Source organism: Paenibacillus sp. NPDC056722 (assembly GCF_042790635.1).
In the GTDB taxonomy this organism is placed as follows: Bacteria; Bacillota; Bacilli; order Paenibacillales; family Paenibacillaceae; genus Paenibacillus_AQ; species Paenibacillus_AQ agri.
In genome coordinates this window covers 483,544-508,373 of record NZ_JBHTYV010000005.1, presented here as the reverse complement: position 1 = coordinate 508,373, position 24,830 = coordinate 483,544, and the positions used below count along the sequence as shown (strand labels likewise).

The following is a 24,830-nucleotide window of genomic DNA, read 5'->3' as shown; positions in this document are numbered from 1 at the left end:
CTTGCATGTATTAGGCACGCCGCCAGCGTTCGTCCTGAGCCAGGATCAAACTCTCCAAATTGGTATTTAGAAAGAGCGATTGCTCATTTTGAAACATCTGACGAGAATTAAAATTCTCATTTTTGAATTCACTTTCGTGAATTCGATACTCACTCGTTGTTCAGTTTTCAAAGATCAAGCTGTTCTCGTTGTCCGCTTAATGTCTCAGCAGCAACTCTTATACTATATCATGTCCGGCGTTTTAATGTCAAGCTCTTTTTTTGAATTTCGTTTTTCGAACTTCATTTTCGAGCTCGGCATCGTTATTTCTTGGCCGGAATTAGAATATACCATGTATAGAAGACCATTGCAAGTGTTTTTTTGAGAAAAACTGAATAGCTGCTATATATCTTTAGTTCTCTCTCCATAAAGCCATTAAAAGCCCAGGATATATAGCAGCTATACTGATGATATACATTAAGCAATGATTTCATCAATATACAGCTCACGTTCGGTGGCCAGGTTAACAATAGTGCCCTCAACCTGAACCATAGGCCGGGTAGGATGTGTGCGGTCAGTAAAGATAATCTCTCCATGACGACCATCACTAAGACGGATGCGTGTTCCGTTATACAGCTCTGTCGATTTCTGAATAAAGGTTTGAACGATAGCTGGGTCCAGCTTGCCGAAACTCTCCGTTAAGATCTGCTCTAGCACAAGATAAGGCGACTGGGCCTTCTTGTAGGCTCTCTCCAGCGTCATAGCATGGAAGATATCCGCTACAGCTACAATCTTGGCGTATACATGAATCTGGCTGCCTTCCATCCGAAGTGGGTAGCCTGATCCATCCACCTTCTCATGGTGTTGCAGTGCCGCAAGCCTTACTCCCTCATTTATCGCCGTTACGTTGCGTAGCAATTGATAACCATAAGTAGTATGTCTGCGTACCTCTTCCTTCTCTTCGTTCGTTAAAGATTCAGGCTTCAGCAACAGTGAAGGGTCTACCTTTACGTTCCCTATATCATGCAGCAATCCTGCGAAGGCAGCCTGCAGCCAGTCCTTTTGCGGATAACCACACCATTGGGCAATCTTATATGAAGTCAACGCCGACAACACGGCATTATGATAATTATAGTCCTGTTCGTTCAATGTCCGCGGCGCAAACTTCAGAACATGATATTCCTTCAAATGGCCAATCAGTATTTCGAGTTGGTTTCTCAATTCAAGAATCGGGAGGGGTGCTGCCGCAGCAGAACGATAACAGTTCTTAATGAGGGCTATCATCTTCTCATATTCATCATGCAAAACCGAGTTTCGGGATAGTGTTGACTCATTGATGAGCGAACCTGTTTTTGCCGTAGCAGCTTTATTACCGGACTTGGCCGGCTCACTAGCCTTGGCCTCACTCTCGCTGCCCTCAATCTCCACCTGTTGAATCAAAAATGCCTGAAGAATCTCCATATCGCGCGGCAGCAACACCTTGCCCTTGGGAAACAACGTTCCTCCTAATGGCGTAACAACATCTTGTATAATTTTCGAACCTGGTTTAACTTCTCCAACTGCTATGTATGGCATAAGCTCAGCCCCTTTATTCACTAACCCATTAATAGTGACGCTCTTGTAGATTGAAACATATAACGTCCGGCTGATCGCAGTCCGAAGTTCCTTATTTCACCATGTCCCTAATTATAGTATGTAAGGGGGCAAGCGACCAGTATGAGGCAGGAGAATCCTGAATTTTATTTAAAAAAAGAGTGAAAGTCTCTGTAAAAGAAACTTCCACTCTTCAAATATACTTTATTCCAGATGATCGTCTTCGCTCTTCGTCTCTACTACTGACTCATCGCTTACGCTTTCCTCTGTAACCTGTCCTTCTTCGCCTTCCTCTGATTCAGACAAATCGTCCTCCTCATTCTTGTCGGCCCGGCAAAGGGTAGCCACTGCATCATCTTCACGAATATTGATCAATTTAACACCTTGTGCGTAACGACCCATGGTAGAAATGCCATCCATGCTGGTACGGATCAAAGTACCGCTGGTCGTAATAATCATAAGGTCCTCATCCTTCTTGACGACCTTCAGACCGACCACCAGACCGTTCTTGTCTGTAAGGTTGATCGTCTTGATCCCCTTACCACCACGCGTCTGGGAGCGATAATCGCCAGCTGGTGTACGTTTACCGTATCCCTTGGCCGTTACGATCAGCACCTCAAGATCCAGATCTACACAGTCCATACCAATAACATGGTCGTTGCTGTCTAGGGTAATCCCTTTGACACCCGTTGCGCTCCGTCCCATCGACCGTACATCGTTCTCGGAGAACGTGATCGACATGCCGCGCGCCGTACCGATAATAAGATTCTGCTCCCCGTCAGTCAGCTTCACTTCAATCAGGGAATCCTCTTCACGGAGATTGATAGCAATCAAACCGCCTTTGCGGATGTTGTTATAGTCTTCCAGAGGTGTCTTCTTAACGATACCTTCACGAGTGGCAAAGAAGAGATATTTATCGCTGTCTGCATCCTCTACCTGAATAACTGCACTGATCTTTTCTCCCTGCTCGATTTGGATCAGGTTAATGATCGGCGTCCCCCGTGCAGTGCGGCCAAGCTCCGGAATCTCGTAAGCCTTGATCCGGTATACTTTACCCTTATCTGTGAAGAACATCAGGTAGTTATGGGAGTTACTCACAAAGAGATGCTCCACGAAATCCTGATCCTTCGTATCCATACCGATTACGCCGCGGCCTCCGCGCTTTTGACTGCGATAGGTCGTCACTGGCAGGCGTTTGATGTAGCCGGTGTGCGTAATGGTAATAACAACCTCTTCACGCGGAATCAAATCCTCGTCCAGGATGCTTTCTTCCCCGACAGTGATTTCTGTGCGGCGGTTGTCGGCATATTTATCACGCAGCTCCTGCAACTCATTGCTGATAATCTCCAGAACGAGGTGCTCGTTGGCCAGAATCTCACGGTATTCCGCAATTTTAGCCAGAAGCTCATTGTATTCGTTCTCGATCTTCTCGCGTTCCAGACCGGTCAGACGCTGCATCCGCATATCGAGGATAGCTTGAGCCTGCTCAATACTGAGGCTGAAGGTATTCATCAGTCCTTCACGGGCAATGTCTGTGGTGCGGGAAGCTCTAATGAGAGCAATAACCTCATCAAGGTGGTCAAGCGCAATACGCAAGCCCTCCAAAATGTGGGCACGGGCTTCAGCTTTTTTCAGATCAAATTCTGTACGGCGGCGAATGACCTCAATCTGATGTTGCAGATAGTGGTACAACACATCGCGCAGATTCAGAATCTTAGGTTCGTTGTTTACAATCGCAAGCATGTTGATCCCGAATGTAGACTGCATCGAAGTATGTTTGTACAGATTATTCAGCACCACGCTTGGATTAACGTCACGTCTCATCTCTACAACGACACGCATACCGTTTCTGTCGGACTCGTCACGAAGATCAGTAATACCGTCAATCCGCTTCTCACGTACCAGTTCGGCGATCTTCTCAACGAGCCGCGCCTTGTTCACCTGATACGGCAGCTCATGCACGATAATACGCGCCTTGCCGTTGTACTCTTCGATCGTAGCCTTCGCACGCATCGTAACCGAGCCCCGGCCTGTACGGTAAGCTTGGCGGATCCCTTCACGGCCCAAAATATATCCCGATGTAGGGAAATCCGGTCCTTGAATATATTCCATCAATTCCATTGGCGTAATCTCGGGATTACGGATCATTGCCTGTACCCCATCAATAACCTCTCCCAGGTTATGCGGCGGAATATTGGTCGCCATACCTACGGCAATACCAGATACACCGTTGACAAGCAGGTTGGGGTAACGGGAAGGCAGCACCACTGGCTCGTGCTCTTCACCATCATAGTTTGGTGCGAAATCTACGGTCTCCTTATTCAGATCCCGGAGCATTTCCATTGCGATTTTGGACAGACGCGCTTCCGTATACCGCATGGCAGCTGCCATGTCACCATCAATCGAACCGAAGTTACCGTGACCGTCAACCAGCATATAACGCATCGAGAAATCCTGAGCCATACGTACCATTGTTTCATATACGGCAGAGTCTCCGTGAGGGTGGTACTTACCGATAACCTCACCGACGATTCTCGCTGATTTCTTATGGGGTTTATCCGGAGACATTCCGAGTTCCGACATCGCAAACAGAATGCGCCTGTGAACCGGCTTCAATCCGTCCCGCACATCGGGTAAAGCCCGACTAACAATGATGCTCATTGCGTAATCCATAAATGAATCGCGCATTTCCACGCCAATGTCCCGGTCTTTGATTTGCGGGTTATTTTGTTCAGCCATGAGTGCTGGACCTCCTTCAGTTAAAAAACCGCTACCCTTTATTATATTACTTTCACAAAAGTAGCACAATTAAACATAATAGCCTTTTATCTTTTAAACCTGATTTCTTTTGTTCCTGTAAGGGTATATGCCCTGTCCGCGAACGCCCTCCACACATAGACTGTATAGAGAGAAAGATAGCTTTAATCGTTACATGTTCGTCCAATAAAGCATAATCCCATATCCTTGTATTATACCATTGTTTAAAGAGCTTGTCCTGAAATTTCAGGCCACAGGAGATTAAGCTCCCTAAGGAGTTCTGCAAGCAAGACTCTAAGGAGCAGTACCTGCATATAACCTTTAAGGAGGAGAATGATGAAAATTCAACGAGTCTCCAGCAAATGGGCCAAAACAAATGCAATCCTTCTCAATCCCACATTATCAAATTACATTCCTGACACTCGCAAATACAATTTCTCTACACTTGTAGAAATGCTCGCCGTGCACGCAACAGTGTATGTTAAGCCTGACCGAGGAACATATGGCAGCGGTGTGATGAGAGCCGAACAGCGAGTGGTCTCCCTGGCGCCCAGCATTCAGGCGGACGGCAGCGAAGACCGCAAGGCGATTCGGAAGGAAGAGAAAACGATGTACATTCTGCGCTACAACAAAACAGCGCAAATTTTTGCTTCCCCCCAGGAACTGCATGAGGCTATATTAGGCCGAACACAGGGGAAATTCTATCTGATTCAAAAAGGAATCGATTTGCTGCGGCATCATGACCGTCCATTCGACCTGCGGGTGCTGGCCCAGAAAACGCCGGTCGGCATCTGGGAAACCACCGGAATGCTTGGCCGGGTCGCAGCACCGCATAAAATTGTGACCAATTATCACAACGGAGGCCGCATTCTCCAGGTGAATACTTTATTCAAGGAGCATATGAACCCCTCTGAGTCCAGCACCGCCATCCAGCAGTTAAAGCAGCTTGGTGTTCAAATTGCAGACCAGCTCGAGCTATCCTATCCGGGAATCAAAGAAATTGGTCTGGATGTCGCCCTGGATCAGCATCATGACATGTGGCTTTTGGAAGTGAACACCCTGCCTTCCATCATCGTTTTCAAGTTGTTCCCCGACAAATCCATCTATCGTAAAATCCACCGTTATGCCGTCGCCTACGGAAGGGTCAAGAAATCCGAGAGCACCCTTTCCTCCCGTCGCAAAGCACTCTGACGTCTTTTATTATCATTGTCTAAAAAAGAAAACCTCCGGCCTGCTTATTCCGAGCGGAATAGCAACCGGAGGTTTCTGTATTACTAATACTAGTTATTCTTGTTCAGCCTATACGTCAAGGTTCTTGACGGACTTGGCATGTTCTTGAATAAAGTCACGCCGCGGCTCGACATTGTCGCCCATCAGCGTATCGAAAATGCTGTCAGCCAGTATCGCATCTTCAATCGTGACTTGCAGCATCGTCCGGCTCTCAGGATCCATAGTTGTATCCCAAAGCTGCTCTGCATTCATCTCGCCCAGACCTTTATAGCGCTGGACATTGACTTTCACGTTCTCTCCGAAAGCGGCAATGATCTCATCCCGCTCTTTTTCGGTGCTGGCATACCGTACAACCTTGTTGCGCTCAATCTTAAAGAGCGGCGGCTGAGCGATATAAATATATCCCGCGTCGACCAGTTTACGCATATACCGGTAGAAGAACGTCAACAGCAATGTTCTGATATGGGCTCCGTCAACGTCTGCGTCCGTCATAATAACGACTTTGTGGTAACGTGCTTTGGACAGATCGAAATCATCCCCGATGCCCGTACCCAGAGCGGTAATAATTGCCCGAATCTCAGCATTGGACAAAATACGATCCAAACGGGCTTTCTCTACGTTCAGGATTTTACCGCGCAGCGGCAGGATCGCCTGGAAATGACGGTCCCGGCCCTGTTTGGCCGATCCACCGGCAGAGTCACCTTCGACGATATACAGCTCACTGATGGAAGCGTCCTTGGACGAACAGTCGGCCAGCTTACCAGGCAGGGCACTGACCTCAAGCGCACTCTTACGACGAGTCAGCTCACGCGCTTTACGCGCAGCTTCACGGGCACGTGAAGCCTGCAGTGATTTCTCCAGTACACGGCGGGATACTGCCGGATTCTCCTCCAGGAATTCCTGAAGCTTTTCTCCGAACAGGGATTCTACAATACCGCGGACTTCACTGTTGCCGAGCTTGGTCTTGGTTTGACCCTCGAACTGAGGCTCAGGGATTTTGACGGAAATAATCGCCGTCAGGCCTTCACGCACATCATCCCCGGTTAAATTGGAGTTACCATCTTTGATCACACCGGATTTACGGGCATAATCGTTAATAATACGCGTTAAGGCGCTCTTGAAGCCCGATTCGTGGGTTCCGCCCTCATGTGTATTGATATTATTAGCAAAAGAATAAATATTCTCGGTGTAGGAATCGTTATATTGCAGCGCGACTTCAACCTGGATCATATCGCGTGAGCCTTCTACGTAGATAGGATCCTCGTGCAACGCTTCTTTTTTCTCATTCAGGTATTTCACGTACTCCACAATACCGCCATCGTATCTGAAGGCATTGGACACACCAGTGCGCTCATCTGTCAACGAAAGCTCAATTCCCTTGTTCAGGAAAGCCAGCTCACGAATACGGGTAAGCAGCGTCGTGTATTCAAAGATTGTAGTCTCGGTGAAAATCTCAGGGTCCGGATGGAACGTAGTTGTCGTACCTGTCTCTTCCGTCTCACCGGTAATCTTGATATCGTACTGCGGAACGCCACGTCTGTATTCTTGCTGGTGAACATGACCTTCACGTTTTACAGACACCACGACTCTCTCGGACAAGGCGTTCACTACGGAGATCCCCACGCCGTGCAGACCGCCGGATACCTTATATCCCCCGCCGCCGAATTTACCGCCAGCATGCAGTACAGTCATAACCACTTCAAGCGTCGACTTCTTGAGCTTTGTGTTCTCCCCTACAGGGATTCCCCGCCCGTTGTCGATAACGGTGATGCTGTTATCCTCGTGTATAATCACTTGAATCCGGTCGCAATAACCTGCCAGCGCCTCGTCGATACTGTTATCTACGACCTCCCACACCAAATGATGCAGACCTTTAGCGCTTGTAGAGCCGATGTACATGCCCGGGCGTTTCCGAACCGCTTCCAGCCCTTCTAGTACCTGAATCTGGCTCTCATCATATGTCGGTTGATTCATTGACATGCCTTCACCTACTTCTTTCAGATTATCTCTTTGTTACTGCGGTAGAGCTATATTTCCAACAGCATCTTGGCTCTTTTCTTGAGAGTGGAGGAGGAAATGGGGGAGTAGTACACGCTATTCTTGGTTACGACAATAGATTTCGCTTCCTCTTCGCCAATCCGAACCAGCTTCTTATCCTGCTGGGACTGAATGACGAACTGTTTCGATACCTTGGAAGATTTCTCAATCGAAATATCAAATATAGCAATCAGCTCTGATGACCGGATGATCTTTTCCCCGCCCAAATGAATATACATCTTCTTCCTCCGCTCTTTATAGCTCCACTTGTCCGTCACGGACATGATATAGGCTTGCGCCTTTTAATTTATCGGCATGCAGACCTTCAATTCCCGTAGCGGTAATGAATGTCTGTACCTTGCTTTGAAAGGTTTCAATAAGCTGAGTCTGGCGATAAGGATCAAGCTCGGATAGCACATCATCAAGAAGCAGCACAGGATACTCCCCGATCTCCTCATGGATCAGCTCGATTTCCGCCAGCTTGAGCGACAAGGCTGTCGTGCGCTGCTGTCCCTGAGACCCGTAGACCTGGGCTTCACGTCCGTTGATAAAAAAGGACAGGTCATCCCGATGGGGACCCGTCAGCGTCATGCCGCGCCTGATTTCCTGCTCTCTCGTTTGTGATAACTTTAACATAAAATTGTCTAATAAGACAGCTTCATCTTCTTCCTCTCTCTCGCCAAAAGAGGGTACGTAGCGCAATTTGAGCTCTTCTCCGCCATTTGTAATTCCCTTGTGGATGCTTTCCGCCCAGATCTGCAGCTTCTTTATGAATTCTTTCCTTTTTTTGACGATTTTAACACCATGCTCTACAAGTTGGGCATCCCAGATCTCCAGCATCTCTGTTCCGCCGGCGGGCTTGCCCCATAATTGCTTCAGCAGATTGCCTCTTTGCACCAGAATCTTCTGGTACTGCTGCAGGTGAAACAAATAGCCTGGCTGCACCTGTCCGATCTCCATATCGAGGAAACGGCGGCGAATACCCGGTGTACCTTTGACAATCTCCAGGTCCTCCGGAGCAAACATCACCACATTGAGCGATCCTACGAACTCACTCAGCCGGCGCTGCTCCAGACCGTTGACCTTCGCCTTCTTCCCTTGGGCAGAGAGACTGAGCTCCAGCTTCAGATCTCCGTATTTGCGCTGAATCTCGGCATAGATCTGCGCACTGCCGCTCGGGGCATCGAACGAGATTAGCTCACGATCCTTGGAGGTGCGGTGGCTTTTGGTCATCGCCAGGACGAACAAGGCCTCCATGAGGTTTGTTTTGCCTTGGGCGTTCTGACCGAGGATCAGATTGACATCCCCCAGGCTTTCCAGACGCAGCAGCCCGTAATTGCGATAATGCTGCAGGCCGATATTTTTAACAAACACGAAATGGTTCCTCCCAAGACCCCACAGGCGTGGAGTTTATGCTACAAAGCTTATTTCTTAAGCGAAAATCATGTGGTCCAAGATCGTATGAAGCTTCCACGAGCGTAAAATGCCCTAAAGCTTTATTTTATACCAAAAACACCGATTGTTGTAGTCTCGCAAATACTAGCCGTTCTTCGAACTCAAAAAAGCGACTCCAAAGAGCCGCTCTGATCACTAAGGGGTCTCCCCCTCTTATTTCTGCACTTCCCCGCCAATGACCTCGAACGTGCCTTCATCCTGCACTTCGATACGATCACCCGGATAGAGCTTTCTGCCCCGGCGTTCTTCCTTCTCCCCATTGACCAAGACTAGTCCTTCCTGCAACAGGGCCTTGGCCATTCCCCCTGTGGATACACAATCCGACAGTTTCAGAAATTGATCCAGCTTAATATATCCACTGTGGATAAGTATTTTTTTCATGATTTTTTATCCTTTCCACCACTTATCCACAGGCTCGTGAACAGTGAATTTAGTTAGTCGTACGATATGGCAAAATCACATACATGCTGCGGCTGTCATCCAGCGGACGCAAAATAATCGGACTCATCATTCCGGTGAAGGCAATGACAAGCTGCTCGCTTTCGATAACTTTGAGCACATCTAGCATATATTTGGAGTTAAACGAGATTTTGAGGGGTTCCCCTTTAAAATCAATAGTCTCCAGCTCTTCACGCACTTTACCCAGCTCTGAGGAACTGGAGGAAATTTCGATGCCGCCCTGATCCAGGGTCTGCATGCGGACAATGTTCGTTTTTTCCTCACGGGACAGCAAATAAGCACGGTCAATGGACTCACTTAATTTTTTTGTGTCCAAAGTTAGTTCTGTTTTGTATGCCGTTGGAATAATTCTAGAAGTATCCGGATAAATACCGTCCAAGATGCGGGAATAGAACAGCACTTTGTCGATTTTGAAGAGAACCTGGTTATCGGCTACGACAATATCCACCAGCATATTTTGGTCAGGGATGATTTTGCTCAGCTCGTTCAACGTTTTACCGGCTATAACAACATTGCCAAAATGAACATTCTCTGTTCCCTCCAAATGGGCTGCCCGGGTAGCGAGTCGGTGACGGTCTGTAGCGGTGAACTTGAACTCGTTGTCGCTCAGATTCCAGAGAATTCCCGTAAGAATCGGTGTCGTTTCCTGAGTGGAAATGGAGAATGCTGTCTGCTTGATCATATTTTTGAGCAAATCACCCGGGATAGAGATCATATCATTTTCTTCGATGTTCGGCAGCACTGGGAATTCTTCCGGGTCCAGTCCTACGATCTGAATCTCGGTGGAACCAGAGGAAATATAGGTTTGGAAGCCTTCTTTGACTTCCATGTGGATTTCTTTGGACGGCAATTTCTTGATAATTTCGACGAAAAATTTAGCTGGGAGCACAACACTGCCTGGCTGCTCAACTTTTACGATGGTATGGCTATCATTCTCGGCAGGAATAAACGACTGAATGGAAATATCGGTGTCGCTTGCTGTCAAAGTTACGCCTTGATGGGTAACTTCCAGCTTAATCCCGGTCAGAATGGGAATAGTCGTTCTGCTGGAGATCGCTTTGGATACATGTCCAATGGATTCGTTGAGTTCGTTTTTGAGAATGCTTATTTTCATGATTTCACTCCTAGCTGAAAATTGGGAAGTTGCGTTATGCAGTGAGTTGTTCACACCGTTTATAGATGATGAATTATTATAGTTATTTAATAGTATTAGTAGTAGGGGCGTCTAATATGTGGATAACCTTCGCAAGCCGCATAAAATTAAGCCTACCCACATGTGTATAGATTGTGTATAGGCTCTGTATTCCTCTTATGAAGGATTTTTAATTTTCTCCGCAAGATTATTTACCACTTTGTACAGCTCCTGATCGACCTTTAGTGATTGCGTTATTTTCTCGTGTGCATGAATAACTGTCGTATGGTCACGTCCCCCGAAAGCTTCACCGATCTTGGGCAAGGAATAGTCTGTTAATTCACGAGAGAGATACATGGCGATCTGGCGCGGGAAAGCTACGGCTTTCGTGCGTTTGCGTGCCTTAAAGTCCTCCAGGCGCAAATTGTAGTATTCACCAACTTTTTGCTGAATATCACCGATGGTAATCATCTTCGGACGGCTGGATGGAATGATATCCTTCAGCGCTTCCGCTGCCAGATGGGTGGTGACATCCTGATTGGTCAAGGAAGAATAGGCCACGACCCGAATCAGCGCACCTTCCAGTTCGCGAATGTTCGTATCAATCTGGTTAGCAATGTACATCATCGCTTCATTAGGGATGTCGAGGTTCTCCGCTTTCGCCTTTTTACGCAAAATCGCGATCCGTGTCTCCAGATCCGGCGGCTGAATATCCGTAATAAGACCCCATTCGAACCTGGAACGCAGACGTTCCTCGAGAGTCGGGATTTCTTTTGGCGGTCGGTCACTGGAAATAATGATTTGTTTGCGTTCTTCATGCAGGGCGTTGAATGTATGGAAGAATTCCTCCTGCGTCGATTCTTTGCCGGCCAGGAATTGAATGTCATCAATAAGCAGGATGTCTACGTTGCGGTATTTGTTGCGGAAGCTTTCCCCACGGTTGTCACGGATGGAGTTAATGAACTCATTCGTGAATTTCTCGGAGGAGATATAAATAACCTTGTTATTGGGGTTATGCTCCAGCACGTAATGGCCGATCGCATGCATTAGGTGGGTTTTTCCGAGACCCACTCCGCCGTACAGGAACAAGGGGTTGTAGGCTTTGGCCGGCGCCTCGGCGACGGCCAGCGAAGCCGCGTGGGCAAAACGGTTGCCCGAACCGATGACGAATGTGTCAAAGGTATATTTGGGATTGAGCAGATGGGTCTGCGCCTCTTCGCGCGATACGGCAGGGGATGGGGCAGACTGCTGAATGATCAGCTCAGCCGGCTTATTCTCCTCGATGACGAATTTGACATCCACTTGTTGCCCGGTAACTTCCATAACTGTAGCTCCCACCAGCTTGGTGTAGCGACTTTCCAGCCATTCTACTGCGAATGTTGTCGGAGCCGAGATGATGAGTGACTGTTGGTTGAAGGTTAACGCTTTGGTTGCCTTAAACCAGGTATCGAAACTCGGCTTGCTCAGTTTGGATTGGATGATTGATAATATTTGCTGCCATAATTCGGAAGTATGGCTGTCCACAGACTGTCACTCCTTTAAATCTTCCAAATGTGGCATCAGCCATGAAGTGGAAATGTCGAAGAAAATATATAGATGCTGATATTTATCCCCAATACAAAGGACGAGGGGACAAAAAAATATGGATAAATTTGAATTGTTCACAACTTTATCCACAGCTTGTTGATAATATAGAGAGCAAACAAATCTATTCACATTCAAAAGTAATACCATCATAGCAAAAGCACCCCTGTTTTTCAATGATTCGGGCTATTTTATCCACAAATTCAATCACTTGTGTACAAAATTTAAGAACAACACTACATATTGTTGATAAATTGTTCACCGTTCGACATGAAGCGTCAGAGCTCCGATATTTTTATACACAGGTTGTCCTAGTTTGCGAACAATCGACTTCTTTTTTTAATCACAGGTGGATAAGTGTAGAATGCTGTGGATTATTTTTTGACGAATGGGGGTTGTGGATAATAGCCTTCTATAAGAGGGGAAGGAAGTCTGCAAAGACTGGTTGACTTTTGACCAATTATTGTGTTTAAATATATAAAGGTGTTTTCTGTGAGGATATGTCTTCAAACATTTAAATGATGATACTGTAGATACTGTCCCTACTTTAAGGACGGCCAAGCCGTTTCTGCTTAGATATGACAGTAATTAAGATCCTGTAAGGGAGGTGCAATACATGAGACCGACGTTCAAACCGAATGTGAGCAAACGCAAGAAGGTACATGGTTTCCGCAAAAGAATGAGCACGAAAAACGGCCGTAAAGTGCTGGCAGCTCGCCGCCTGAAAGGCAGAAAAGTTCTGAGTGCGTAAGTTAGGCCATTAAGGACCACTGCGGTGGTCTTTTTTTCAACATATAAGACTGTATTTGATCTCTATTCGTACTCCGCTTTCTTATAGTTCACATGTGAAACGGGTATCGTCTTTCGGAAAGGGCGGTACCCGTTTTTCGCTTGTTGCATTCATACTTTTCCGGTGAAACCCTGCGAAGGTCTAGATTACGCTAGTATGCGTCGGCTACACTTTGTGGGGCTATTCGTATACACCTATATAGGAAGTAATCGGAATTGTCGCACCGTTAAGCGTTGCTCAATCAGTGTACAAGCTGCCGTTTACGGCTATCGCCGGGTGAGTATACTACTAAATAGAAGGAAAAATTCCGGACAACCTAAAACAGACCGGTCTTTTCAAGTAAGGAGATTCTCGTGCACAAAAGTTTGCGATTACGAAACCGCGCCGACTTCAGCCGCGTATACCGCCATGGAAAGTCATTTGCCAACCACCAATTTGTGGTGTATTGGTTCAATAGAAAAGAGGTGGAGCGTTTCCGGCTCGGAGTGTCGGTTAGCAAAAAAGTGGGGAACGCTGTTGTCCGCAACCGGATGCGAAGACTCGTGAAGGAAATTGTCAGGCATCATGAGCCAGAGATCGCCAGCGGGTTGGATCTGGTGTTTATTGTGCGAAAAGGGGCTCTGTCCATGGAATACACAGAGCTTGAGAAAAGTGTGCTTCATGTGCTTCGCAAAGCCAAGCTACTAAAGGCTTCCCGCAAATAAGAAGGGCCGAAGAGGCTTGTTTATTTGTATTCATAATTATGGTATGATTTACGGTGCAATGGAATGTTCAAGAGAGGGGTTTTGAAGTGTCTCTAATGAAGACTAGACGAGGAAAATGGTTCTTCCTCATCGCTGTAATGGTGTTGATGATCGCTGTTTTGTCAGGTTGTTCTCCGTCAGCCACTGTTACACACACTACGGAGGATTTGAAGAATGGCGGTTTCTGGCAAAGTAACGTAGTTTATTATTTTGCTATCGCGCTGGAAACGTTCGCAAAGTGGTTTAACGGACAATATGGACTAGCCGTACTTGTTATGGTTCTTATTGTGCGCACGCTAATTTTGCCGCTTACCATGAAACAGGTGAAGAGTTCGCGTGCGATGCAGGCCATTCAACCGGAGCTCCAGAAGATCCAGAAAAAATATAAAGACACGCCTGAAAAAGTGCAGCAGGAAACAATGCGCCTCTTCCAGGAAAACAAGGTTAACCCGATGGCAGGATGTCTGCCGCTGATCGTGCAAATGCCGATTTTTATCGCACTGTACAACTCGATTTATTACAACCCGCATCTGCGTGAGCATTCCTTCCTGTGGCTGGAGCTTGGTAAGCCGGACCATCTGTTCATTCTACCGGCACTGGCTGCAATCACGACGTTCCTGCAGACCCGCATGATGACGAAGATGAACCCGATGCAGCAGCAGGGGCCTATGCAGTTCATGATGATGGTATATCCTGTCCTGATTTTCATCATGTCCTATAATTTCCCGTCTGCACTTCCACTGTACTGGTTCTACAGTAACATCTACACCATTGTTCAGAACTACTTCTTATACCGCAACAACGATACATCTAAATTCGCTGTCGTAAACTCCGCGAACGACAAGGAAGACAGTCCTGCGAAGAGCAAGAATACATCTTCCGCGAAGGGTAATGGCAGCAAGGCATCGAAGGGGGCCAAAAAGTCGAAATGAGCAAAGTCGTCGCGACAGGAAAAACCATTGAAGAAGCTGTAGAACGGGGAATAGCCCAGCTTGGCGTTAACAGGGACCGCGTTACAATCAATGTACTTGAACAGCCCTCAAGAGGATTCCTGGGATTGATCGGTGCTAAGGAGGCCAAGGTTGAAGTGACCTTGATCCCTGCACCGGCGCCCGCGGCGAGTGCTCCGTCAGTGCCTCAGCAGTCAACCAGAGAAAGTACACAGGAGGCTATCGGCGGTGTACCACGCCAAGATTCCGGACAACCGGGGGAAGAAGCTTACCAGCAAGCTGTACGTTTCATTGTGGATGTCGCCAAGAGCATGGGGCTCACGGTGGAAGTAGAAATCGTCCATGCCAAGGAATCGACTACTCTGCAAATATCCGGTCCTGATCTTGGACTGGTTATTGGCAGAAGAGGACAAACGCTAGATGCCTTGCAGTATCTGGCGAATATCGTAGCCAATCGCTACTCGGACAGCTTCATCCGTCTCGTCCTGGATGCAGAGAATTTCCGGGAACGACGCAAGAAGACACTGGAGGAGCTGGCTGATCGGCTTGCAGGCCGCGTCATCCGCACACGTAAAGAGGTTGTGCTGGAGCCGATGTCGCCTCAAGAACGGAAGATTATTCATTCCAGGCTACAGGATCACAAGCAGGTGAACACACTCAGCAAGGGCGATGAACCCAATCGCCGCGTCGTAATTACTTTGAAGTAGAGACTATATGCCGCAATGACTCCTAGTCTAATCTAAGGGGTCATTGCTTTTTTACAAATAAAACAGATTATATTAGATGAATAAAAGAGTGAAACAAAAAGCGAGAAGGAACGAAGGGGAAGTTTGGAACTGTAGGAGCGAATGCGATCGCCTGAAAGCTTTTCGTAGAAAAGCTGGCATCGAAAGCACAAGCTGTCCCCGGATTTCAACCGCTAGAAGCGGTATATATAGAAGAAATCTGGGGACAACAGCGACCGAAAGTCCAAACATTCTCCGTAGTGACGACTGAGCCTTATATTCGTATCTTAAGTTTATCTTATATAGTTTGTCATATAACGAGGTGAAAGACAGCATGTTCAGCGATACTATAGCCGCCGTCTCGACAGCGCTCGGAGAGGGCGGTATTGCCATTATTCGGGTAAGCGGCCCTGAGGCTATTCCACAAGTAGCTCCACTGTTCCGCAGTAGAGTTCCATTGACAGAAGCGGAATCCCATACGGTTCATTACGGGCATATCGTCAGCCCTGGGAACGGAGAAACCATGGAAGAAGTCCTGGTGACCGTGATGAAGGGTCCGCGCTCCTTTACAACTGAGGATGTTGTGGAGATCAGTGCCCATGGCGGTATTATTTCTGTGCGCCGTGTGATGGACCTGCTGTTGCAGCAGGATATCAGGCTGGCCGAACCCGGGGAGTTCACCAAACGGGCTTTCCTGGGAGGAAGAATCGACCTGACACAGGCTGAGGCGGTTATTGATCTCATCCGTTCCAAATCAGACCGTGCCTTCTCAGTAGCCCTGAAGCAAGTTAGCGGCTCTCTGTCGGAGCGAATTCACGCCCTTCGTCATACTTTGATTGAGACTTTAGCTCATATTGAGGTTAATATCGATTATCCCGAACACGATGTGGAGTCATTGACCGCTGAGTTTATTAAAGATAAGAGTAGTGAAGTGATGGAAGGCATCACTAAACTGCTGAAGACTGCAAGTGAAGGCAAGATACTTCGCGAGGGCATTACGACAGCGATTGTTGGACGTCCTAACGTTGGGAAATCCTCACTCCTTAACGCGCTGGCCCGTGATAATAAAGCGATTGTTACCGATATTCCTGGAACTACGCGTGATGTGATTGAGGAGTATGTAACCATCAATAACATTCCCCTGAAGCTGCTCGATACCGCTGGTATCCGTGAGACAATGGATATTGTGGAACAGATCGGGGTGGAGCGTTCCAAGGCTGCGGTCACCGGAGCTGACCTGATTCTGCTTGTGCTGAACTCCAATGAGGAACTGCATGAGGACGAATTGGCACTCATGGAACAAATCCACGGTAGACAATGCCTGGTGATCATGAATAAAATGGACTTACCGTCCAAATTGGATAAGGCCAAGCTGCTTGCTCATTTTGAAGAAAGCAGTATTGTCCCGATGTCCGTTCTGGAAGAGGAAGGTCTGGATAAACTGGAAGATGCTATTTCAACACTGTTCTTCGGCGGCAAGCTGGAGTCTGGTGATTTGACATATGTGAGCAACGTCAGACATATCGCCCTGTTGAAAAAAGCGTACAAATCGCTGCAGGACGCTTATGACGCTGCGGAGCAGTTCATTCCGATCGACATGATTCAAATTGATGTGCGGCTGGCTTGGGAACAGCTTGGCGAGATTGTCGGCGATACTGCTGCTGATTCGCTGCTCGACCAAATCTTCTCGCAATTCTGTTTGGGTAAATAGGCTTACAACCAAAATCGAAGCTGTCTCTTACGAACAGAGCCGCTACGGGTTCGAAAGGTTCTTACGACCCTCGGCTATGTTCACAGGAGAACGGTAATCACTGATTTTTAGGTTGAGCCATTAATTATTATAATAGGAGGCAACAGGACATGAGTTATGATGGAGGCAGCTATGACGTAATCGTCATCGGCGCCGGTCATGCCGGATGCGAAGCAGCTCTGGCTGCCGCCCGAATGGGCTGCAGTACACTAATGATCACGATCAACCTGGATATGGTAGCATTCATGCCCTGCAATCCGTCTATTGGCGGACCAGCTAAAGGACATGTGGTGCGTGAGATCGACGCTCTTGGCGGCGAGATGGGCCGTAATATAGATAAGACTTATATACAACTGCGGATGTTGAATACAGGGAAGGGGCCTGCTGTACATGCTCTGCGTGCACAAGCAGACAAGTACCTCTATCAACATGCGATGAAAGAAACGATGGAGAAGACACCTAACCTGACGCTGCGTCAGGGGATGGTAGAGCGCCTGATTATCGAAGATGGCCGCTGTGCGGGTGTTATTACGAAGACTGGAACAGAATATCACAGTAAGACTGTTATTCTGACTACCGGTACTTATCTGCGTGGTAAGGTGATTATGGGGGAACTCGCTTATGAGAGCGGACCTAACAATCAACAACCCTCCATTAAGCTGTCCGAGCATTTGCGGGAGCTAGGCTTTGAACTGGCCCGTTTCAAGACGGGTACACCACCGCGTGTACACAAGGATAGTATTGATTTCTCCAAGACTGAGATTCAACCGGGAGATAACAAGCCTAAATTCTTCTCCTTTGAAACAAAGTCTTCGGACAACGAACAGCTTCCTTGCTGGCTGACGTACACTTCGGAAGAGACGCATCAGATCATCAATGACAACCTGCACCGGGCACCTATGTTCACAGGGGTTATTGAAGGTACTGGTCCGCGTTACTGCCCATCCATTGAGGATAAGGTAGTCCGGTTCAGCGATAAATCCAAACATCAGATTTTCCTGGAGCCGGAAGGCAAAAACACATCGGAATACTATGTACAGGGTCTGTCCACGAGTCTTCCCGAAGATGTGCAGCTGGCCGTACTTCGCTCTATTCCTGGTATGGAAAAAGTAGAGATGATGCGTAATGGCTACGCCATCGAATATGATGCTATGGTACCTACTCAGCTCTGGCCATCTCTTGAAACGAAACGGCTACCTGGTTTGTTCACTGCTGGACAAATCAACGGAACTTCCGGTTATGAAGAAGCGGCAGGACAAGGGGTTATGGCTGGTATTAACGCTGCCCGCAAAGTTCAGGACAAAGAGCCTGTTATTCTGGACCGTTCGCAAGGCTATATCGGCGTGTTGATTGATGATCTTGTAACCAAGGGAACCAACGAGCCATACCGTCTGCTCACATCACGGGCTGAATACCGTCTGCTGCTTCGCCATGACAATGCGGATCTGCGCCTGACGCCGATCGGTTATGACATCGGATTGATCAAGCAGGAACGTTACGATGCTTTTGTGGATAAGAAGGAGCGGGTAGAGCGTGAAATCATCCGCCTGCAAGAAACCAAGGTAAAACCAACGGAAGTGAATGCCATTCTGGAACAGTACGAATCTGCACCTATTGTGGATGGCAGCAACCTGCTGGTGCTCATGCGTCGTCCGGAAGTGGATTATAGTTTGGTCGATCAATTTTCCCCATCTCCTGTCGAATTGGATGAGGACATGAAGGAGCAAGTGGGAATCCAAATCAAGTATTCAGGCTATATCGAGAAACAGTTGCAGCATGTGGAACGTCTGCAAAAGATGGAGAAGAAGAAGCTTCCAGAGGATATTAACTATAATGAGATTCACGGCATTGCCATGGAAGCGCGCCAGAAGCTGTCTAACATCCGTCCAATCTCTATTGGTCAGGCTTCCCGGATCTCCGGAGTAACTCCAGCCGATATTTCCATCCTTCTTGTGTACTTGGAGCATTATAACCGGGTGACGGCGGCGAAAGGATAAGTTATGGATCAGACTGTAGCACAATTTACAGAGCTTTTGGGGCAGCATGGGATAAAGCTAAATTCTACCCAACTACATCAATTTGAGCTTTATTATCAGGAATTGGTGTCCTGGAATGAGAAGATGAATCTGACGGGGATTACCGAACGTGATCAAGTCTACATGAAGCACTTTTACGATTCCATTTCGCTGGCCTTTTATCTGAATCTGGAGGAGAGAGGAAGCTTAGCGGATATTGGCTCGGGTGCAGGCTTTCCAGGTATTCCTCTGAAAATATGCTTCCCGCATCTAAAGCTGACGATTGTAGATTCGCTCAGCAAGCGGATCAAATTCCTGCAGCATATCTGCGATACGTTGCAGCTGGAGGGTGTGCAATTGATTCATGGACGCGCTGAAGATATTGCCAGACAGGGTGCCCACCGTGATGCTTATGATGTAGTAACAGCCCGTGCAGTGGCACGGATGGCACTGCTGAACGAATTCTGTCTTCCTTTTGTGAAGAAGGGTGGCGTCTTCGCAGCCATGAAGGGTAGCGATCCTGCCGAGGAATTAACAGAAGCTAAGTACAGTTTGAAGGAACTGCGAGGCCAACTCATGAAGGTAGAGCCTTTCAAGCTTCCTGTAGAGGAATCGGCACGGCATATTATTCTGGTTAGTAAGACAGCCACTACACCAGCGAAATATCCGCGTAAGGCAGGAATTCCTGCTAAAACACCGTTGGTATAAAATGTTTCACGTGAAACATCAGCAACCCTGGATTTCATAGTGGTTGTCCAAGAGCCACTCTCATCGTTGAAGATGGGAGTGGCTCTTTTTTTGTATCCGACAAATGTGTCTCAGATTTAAGCATTCACTTGTGAATAGTTAATAAGTGAGGTTCATAAGTTGTGATTTCGTGTGTACGTGTTTAGTGCTGGCGAGTGTATTCGAAATCAATCAAGCTCTTGTTCTGATTACTCAGGGGGGGAACTGTACATAGAAGGTGGCAGCGATCATTTTTTATTAATAGAGATGGGGCCGTCTATATAAGATGGACAAAAGAAAATAACAGTAGCGAGAAGGTATGAAGGTGGGGGCTGGGACTGTAGGGGAGCAGCGCTCGTCTGAAAGTCCGCTTCAGGAAAGTACTCGTTGAAAGCTCACGTCTAAAGTAAAAGCTGTCGCAAGATTTTAACTGCTAGAAGTGGCTATTAGAGAAGAAGTCTAGTGACAACAGCGAGAGGAAGTACAAACATTCCACCTTAGTGACGACTTATCATAATGTTTTGATCTTAAGCTTGTCTTTATAAATATGCTGTTCATTTAAAATAAAAGCAGGTCGTTATATAAGGTGAACAAAAAATAACAAAGAGCGAGAAGGAACGAAGGAGAAGGTTTGGAATTGTAGGAGCGATGGCGCCTGCCTGAAGCTTTCCATAGGAAAGCTCGCATTGGAAGCATTGCAAGTGACGACACTCACGACACTCACTTATGAAATGTAAAGAGACGCATATTTGATAAATGCAGGAAAAATAGGTCTATATGGAGAATAGGATTATAGAAGAAAAAGTGATAGAATAATATAGTAAGAATTTTATGGGGAATAAGGCTCTCTTCAGTATTTATAGCGGGGGAGAGGGAAGAACTTGCTGGCCTAGGCGAGCAGTTTCCATTGCTGTACGATATGCTTTTACCGGGAATAAGGTCAAGAAGATCGTACTATAACGAAATTAGGTGGTTATGAACGGAATGAAAGAACAATTCACCAAGCTTTTTGGATTTTCCGAGCGGAGCAGCGGAGATGAGATCAAACAAATCCCGGTTCATGAGGTCATCAGCAGTCCTTATCAGCCACGGACAATATTTGATGATGAGAAGATAGACGAGCTGTGCCAGACGATAAAGACGCATGGCGTGATTCAGCCTATAGTCGTTCGCATGCGCGAATCACAGTATGAGATCATTGCCGGTGAACGTCGCTGGCGGGCTGTGAAGAAGCTCGGTATGGAGACCATTCCAGCTATTGTTCGCGAGTTCAATAATTCCCAGGCGGCCTCTATTGCATTGATCGAGAATCTGCAGCGAGAGGATCTAACCTCTATCGAGGAAGCCTACGCGTATCAGAAATTGATTGATCTTCATCAATTGACTCAGGAAAGTCTGGCCCAACGGATTGGTAAGAGCCAATCAACCATCGCCAATAAAATAAGGCTGCTTCAGCTTCCTGAAGAAGTGAAGACAGCGCTTATGGAACGCCAGGTAACAGAGAGGCATGCACGTTCATTGTTGTCTCTGGATAGTGTGGAAATGCAGCTGAAAGTTCTGGAAGAGATTATCTCCAAGGGCTTGAATGTTAAACAAACAGAAGCGCGTATCGCATTTTATAAAGAAGTAACACAAATTAAAAAATCAAAACGGGTTTCCTATACAAAGGATGTTCGTCTAGCTCTTAATACAATTCGTCAATCTATTGATATGGTGACAGGCTCGGGGATGGAAATCAAAACGTCGGAGAACGACCGTGGTGACCATTACGAGATTGTAATCCAAATTCCTAAAAGATAAATTGTTTCAGTAGCTGAAGGCGACCCTGGGGTGTTTGGTCGCCTTTTCTGTGGCCTAGCCAAGGATATACAGCGAATATTCATAATGTTATATCATCTGCTTCTTCGGAAAGGCATCCATAGATGCTTTGCTTATAATTCTCGCAGAAAGTGATGCTGTCCATCAGGTCAGCAACGCCGTTTCTACTTGCGACCTACAAGAAGACTCTTCCTAACTATTCGAGGTGAAATAAGTGTCCAAGATTATTGCCATAGCAAATCAAAAGGGTGGTGTCGGTAAAACAACGACCTCTGTGAATCTGGGTGCCGGCATGGCTACTCTGGGAAAGAGAGTGCTTCTTGTCGATATCGACCCTCAAGGCAACACTACCAGCGGCGTTGGCATCAACAAAGCAGATGTAGCAAATTGCATTTATGATATTCTAATCAATGAAGCGGAACCGGGGGAAACGATACTGGAGACCAAGATTGAAGGTCTGCATATTATTCCTGCCACCATCCAGCTCGCGGGTGCGGAGATTGAATTGGTATCCACCATCTCACGGGAGCTAAGGCTCAAGAAAGCCTTAAATACAGTGAAGGCTAATTATGATTACATCATTATTGACTGTCCACCTTCTTTAGGGATACTAACTATCAACTCTTTGACTGCTGCAGACTCTGTGATTATACCGATCCAGTGTGAGTATTATGCGCTTGAGGGATTGAGTCAACTATTGAACACGGTACGACTTGTTCAGAAGAACTTAAATCCTCAACTGAAGATCGAAGGTGTACTGCTGACGATGCTGGATGCCCGGACCAATCTGGGGATTCAGGTCATCGAAGAAGTTAAGAAGTATTTCCAAGAAAAGGTATATAGAACGATTATTCCACGGAATGTGCGGCTTAGTGAGGCTCCGTCTCATGGACAGTCTATTATTACGTATGATTCCCGTTCCAAGGGAGCGGAAGTGTACTTAGAGTTGGCAAAGGAAGTGATTTCTTATGAGTAAGCGTTTGGGTAAAGGACTGGATGCATTGATCCCGTCCCTGTCTATTAATGAAGATGATAAGGTGGTAGAAATCTCTTTAGGACAGCTTCGTGCTAACCCTTATCAGCCTCGTAAAGATTTCAACGAAGAGGCCATTCAGGAATTGGCAGAATCCATTCGGCAACATGGTGTTATCCAACCGATCATTGTTCGCAGTGTGCTAAAGGGATATGAGATTATCGCGGGGGAACGCAGATTCCGTGCTTCTCAATATTGTGGAAAAGCAACCATCCCTGCGGTTGTTCGCAACCTGAGCGATCAACAGGTTATGGAGATCGCATTGATCGAGAACCTGCAGCGTGAGAATTTGAATGCAATGGAAATCGCCGTTGCCTACCAAGGTCTGATGGATCAGTTCTCGTTGACCCAAGAGGAACTTTCTCTCAAAGTTGGAAAATCCAGATCACATATTGCCAATTTCCTGCGGTTGCTATCTTTACCTGAGGAAGTGAAGGAATATGTTTCACGTGGAACAATTTCTATGGGTCATGCCCGTGCCATTGTCGCATTGAAGGATGCTGACTTAGTCAAAGAGTTGGCGAAGCAGTGTGTGGAGCAAGAGTGGAGCGTACGTGAGCTTGAGGAGACAGTTAAAAATCTTGACCGCAAACCGGCAGGCGCAGCTAAGGCGAAAAGCGTGAAACGCGATCCTTACATTGATAATGTTGAGGAGTTACTGCGGGAACGGTTCAAGACTACAGTCAAGATCAAGCAGGGGAAAGAGAGAGGGAAGATCGAACTGAATTACTACAGTGCCCAGGACTTGGAGAGACTTCTGGAATTGTTAGGTAACTTGTAAGCGATAGTCACTGAAAAACATATCCTGAGATATCCTGGAATGGATAAGGAGGGGTATGTTTTTTAAAGTCAAAATAGAATAGAAGGTGGGCGAAGCGTGGAAGAGTTGGTGTACCTGGATCATGCAGCTACATCTTGGCCTAAACCACCAGAGGTAGCTTCGGCTATGATGGATGCCCTGCAGCATTCGGGGGCGAATGCAGGAAGAGGTAATCATTCCCTCGCCATGGGTGCTGGGCGTGTTTTGATACGGGCTCGCAGTTTGTTGGCTGATTTGTTCGCAGTATCTAATGCGCAGGATATCGCTTTTACTCACAACACGACCATGGGTCTTAATATGGCAATCAGAGGCGCACTGCGTGCTGGAGATCATGTCATAGCGACGATGACTGAACATAACTCTGTTCGTCGCCCGTTGGAATATTTGCGGAGGACTCAGGGCCTCGAAGTGGATTACATCCGGGTGAATGAGGAAGGGCAGCTTAATCTGCAGGAATTACAGACAGCATTTAAGCATAATACTAAGATGGTTATCTGTAATCACAGTTCCAACCTGTTAGGCAGTATTCTTCCGATAGGTGACATTGGCGATCTGGCGAAATCTCATGGCGCAATATTTCTGGTGGATGGTGCGCAGAGTGCAGGGGTGCTGGATATTAATGTGGCCGCGATGAATATTGATCTGCTGGCGTTTCCTGGACATAAGGGACTACTAGGTCCGCAAGGAACAGGTGGGTTGTATATCGCACCACATCTGGATCTTGAGCCGCTAATGCTTGGAGGAACAGGAAGTCAGTCTGAGAATATCGAACAGCCTTTGGTTCGTCCAGACAGGTATGAAGCAGGGACACAGAATGCAGTGGGGATAGCAGGACTGATGGCGGGTGTGAAGAAGGTGAGATCTATCGGTGTAGACGTCATTCGCGAAAGGGAATGGAGTCTGGCTCAAACGATGATGGAGGGTTTGACCGTTATTCCGGGTATCCGATTGTTAGGCCCTGCGTTTGGGGCGCCGCGAACTGGTATCGTCTCCTTCGTGATTGAGGGGCAGGATTCTGCTGGAATTGCCCATCAGCTGGATCGTGAATACAATATAGCTGTACGTGCAGGCATGCATTGTACACCCTTGGCCCACACGGCAGTAAATACGCTGGCCAGTGGGGCCGTGAGGGCAAGTGTAGGTGTTGATTCAACCGAACAAGATATTAGTAGAATGCTGGCAGCTATGAAAGAACTCTACGGTAGTGCCCGCAGCACCAAATAAAAAGGATGGT

20 protein-coding genes and 1 rRNA gene are annotated in these 24,830 nt (G+C 47.1%); 12 read left to right on the top strand and 9 right to left on the bottom strand.

Features of this window, described 5'->3' with window-relative positions; translation table 11 throughout:
• From ACFRAM_RS16230 to gyrA, 3 genes are all read right to left on the bottom strand, one after another.
• Positions 1-61, bottom strand: a 16S ribosomal RNA gene (locus tag ACFRAM_RS16230); the annotation flags it as partial.
• 395 nt (positions 62-456) lie between these two features.
• Positions 457-1,554 carry an HD-GYP domain-containing protein gene (locus tag ACFRAM_RS16225; RefSeq protein ID WP_379466691.1) on the bottom strand — a complete coding sequence of 366 codons (1,098 nt, stop codon included), beginning with the start codon at positions 1,552-1,554 and terminating at the stop codon, positions 457-459.
• 222 nt (positions 1,555-1,776) lie between these two features.
• Entirely contained in the window at positions 1,777-4,311 is a 2,535-nt protein-coding gene (gyrA, locus tag ACFRAM_RS16220) for a DNA gyrase subunit A (protein WP_379466690.1), read from the bottom strand.
• Positions 4,312-4,662: 351 nt separating this feature from the next.
• Here gyrA and ACFRAM_RS16215 point away from each other — a divergent pair, with 351 nt between their 5' ends.
• The gene (locus ACFRAM_RS16215) at positions 4,663-5,520 is read left to right on the top strand and encodes a YheC/YheD family protein (RefSeq protein WP_379466689.1); all 858 of its coding nucleotides are present in this window, start codon (positions 4,663-4,665) and stop codon (positions 5,518-5,520) included.
• A gap of 108 nt (positions 5,521-5,628) precedes the next feature.
• Here ACFRAM_RS16215 and gyrB read toward each other — a convergent pair whose 3' ends face one another.
• From gyrB to dnaA, 6 genes are all read right to left on the bottom strand, one after another.
• The gene (gene gyrB, locus ACFRAM_RS16210) at positions 5,629-7,539 is read right to left on the bottom strand and encodes a DNA topoisomerase (ATP-hydrolyzing) subunit B (RefSeq protein WP_379466688.1); all 1,911 of its coding nucleotides are present in this window, start codon (positions 7,537-7,539) and stop codon (positions 5,629-5,631) included.
• Positions 7,540-7,586: 47 nt separating this feature from the next.
• Entirely contained in the window at positions 7,587-7,835 is a 249-nt protein-coding gene (gene remB / locus ACFRAM_RS16205; protein WP_066377786.1) for an extracellular matrix regulator RemB, read from the bottom strand.
• Between the two features lie 16 nt (positions 7,836-7,851).
• On the bottom strand, positions 7,852-8,970 hold the full coding sequence (gene recF, locus ACFRAM_RS16200) for a DNA replication/repair protein RecF (RefSeq protein ID WP_066377787.1): 1,119 nt from the start codon (positions 8,968-8,970) through the stop codon (positions 7,852-7,854).
• 234 nt (positions 8,971-9,204) lie between these two features.
• Positions 9,205-9,432, bottom strand: a complete 228-nt coding sequence (yaaA, locus tag ACFRAM_RS16195) for a S4 domain-containing protein YaaA (RefSeq protein WP_066377793.1) — start codon at positions 9,430-9,432, stop codon at positions 9,205-9,207.
• Between the two features lie 49 nt (positions 9,433-9,481).
• Entirely contained in the window at positions 9,482-10,624 is a 1,143-nt protein-coding gene (dnaN, locus tag ACFRAM_RS16190) for a DNA polymerase III subunit beta (RefSeq protein WP_175373534.1), read from the bottom strand.
• 195 nt (positions 10,625-10,819) lie between these two features.
• The gene (gene dnaA, locus ACFRAM_RS16185) at positions 10,820-12,166 is read right to left on the bottom strand and encodes a chromosomal replication initiator protein DnaA (protein WP_175373533.1); all 1,347 of its coding nucleotides are present in this window, start codon (positions 12,164-12,166) and stop codon (positions 10,820-10,822) included.
• 676 nt (positions 12,167-12,842) lie between these two features.
• On the opposite strand from dnaA, the gene rpmH reads away from it, so the two are divergent.
• The 11 genes from rpmH to ACFRAM_RS16130 all read left to right on the top strand — a co-directional run bounded on the left by rpmH (position 12,843) and on the right by ACFRAM_RS16130 (position 24,820).
• Positions 12,843-12,977, top strand: coding sequence for a 50S ribosomal protein L34 (gene rpmH / locus ACFRAM_RS16180; protein ID WP_019914530.1), 135 nt, complete (start codon positions 12,843-12,845; stop codon positions 12,975-12,977).
• 392 nt (positions 12,978-13,369) lie between these two features.
• Positions 13,370-13,720, top strand: coding sequence for a ribonuclease P protein component (rnpA, locus tag ACFRAM_RS16175; protein WP_175373532.1), 351 nt, complete (start codon positions 13,370-13,372; stop codon positions 13,718-13,720).
• Between the two features lie 86 nt (positions 13,721-13,806).
• Positions 13,807-14,691: a YidC/Oxa1 family membrane protein insertase gene (locus tag ACFRAM_RS16170; RefSeq protein WP_379466687.1), complete on the top strand. Its 885-nt coding sequence runs from the start codon at positions 13,807-13,809 to the stop codon at positions 14,689-14,691.
• Positions 14,688-15,416: an RNA-binding cell elongation regulator Jag/EloR gene (gene jag, locus ACFRAM_RS16165; protein ID WP_379466686.1), complete on the top strand. Its 729-nt coding sequence runs from the start codon at positions 14,688-14,690 to the stop codon at positions 15,414-15,416. The genes ACFRAM_RS16170 and jag overlap by 4 nt, the downstream gene beginning before the upstream one ends.
• A 352-nt stretch (positions 15,417-15,768) precedes the next feature.
• Positions 15,769-17,145, top strand: a complete 1,377-nt coding sequence (mnmE, locus tag ACFRAM_RS16160; RefSeq protein ID WP_379466685.1) for a tRNA uridine-5-carboxymethylaminomethyl(34) synthesis GTPase MnmE — start codon at positions 15,769-15,771, stop codon at positions 17,143-17,145.
• Positions 17,146-17,294: 149 nt separating this feature from the next.
• Positions 17,295-19,181 (top strand): tRNA uridine-5-carboxymethylaminomethyl(34) synthesis enzyme MnmG, encoded by a 1,887-nt coding sequence (gene mnmG, locus ACFRAM_RS16155; RefSeq protein WP_379466684.1) that lies wholly within the window; start codon positions 17,295-17,297, stop codon positions 19,179-19,181.
• A gap of 3 nt (positions 19,182-19,184) precedes the next feature.
• Positions 19,185-19,907 (top strand): 16S rRNA (guanine(527)-N(7))-methyltransferase RsmG, encoded by a 723-nt coding sequence (gene rsmG / locus ACFRAM_RS16150; protein WP_379466683.1) that lies wholly within the window; start codon positions 19,185-19,187, stop codon positions 19,905-19,907.
• Between the two features lie 1,002 nt (positions 19,908-20,909).
• Positions 20,910-21,725 (top strand): nucleoid occlusion protein, encoded by an 816-nt coding sequence (gene noc / locus ACFRAM_RS16145; protein ID WP_175373526.1) that lies wholly within the window; start codon positions 20,910-20,912, stop codon positions 21,723-21,725.
• A gap of 232 nt (positions 21,726-21,957) precedes the next feature.
• The gene (locus ACFRAM_RS16140) at positions 21,958-22,719 is read left to right on the top strand and encodes a ParA family protein (RefSeq protein WP_066377813.1); all 762 of its coding nucleotides are present in this window, start codon (positions 21,958-21,960) and stop codon (positions 22,717-22,719) included.
• Positions 22,712-23,557, top strand: coding sequence for a ParB/RepB/Spo0J family partition protein (locus tag ACFRAM_RS16135; RefSeq protein WP_175373525.1), 846 nt, complete (start codon positions 22,712-22,714; stop codon positions 23,555-23,557). Before ACFRAM_RS16140 ends, ACFRAM_RS16135 begins: the two co-directional genes overlap by 8 nt.
• 96 nt (positions 23,558-23,653) lie before the next feature.
• Positions 23,654-24,820 carry an aminotransferase class V-fold PLP-dependent enzyme gene (locus ACFRAM_RS16130; protein WP_379466682.1) on the top strand — a complete coding sequence of 389 codons (1,167 nt, stop codon included), beginning with the start codon at positions 23,654-23,656 and terminating at the stop codon, positions 24,818-24,820.
• Positions 24,821-24,830 lie beyond the last annotated feature (10 nt).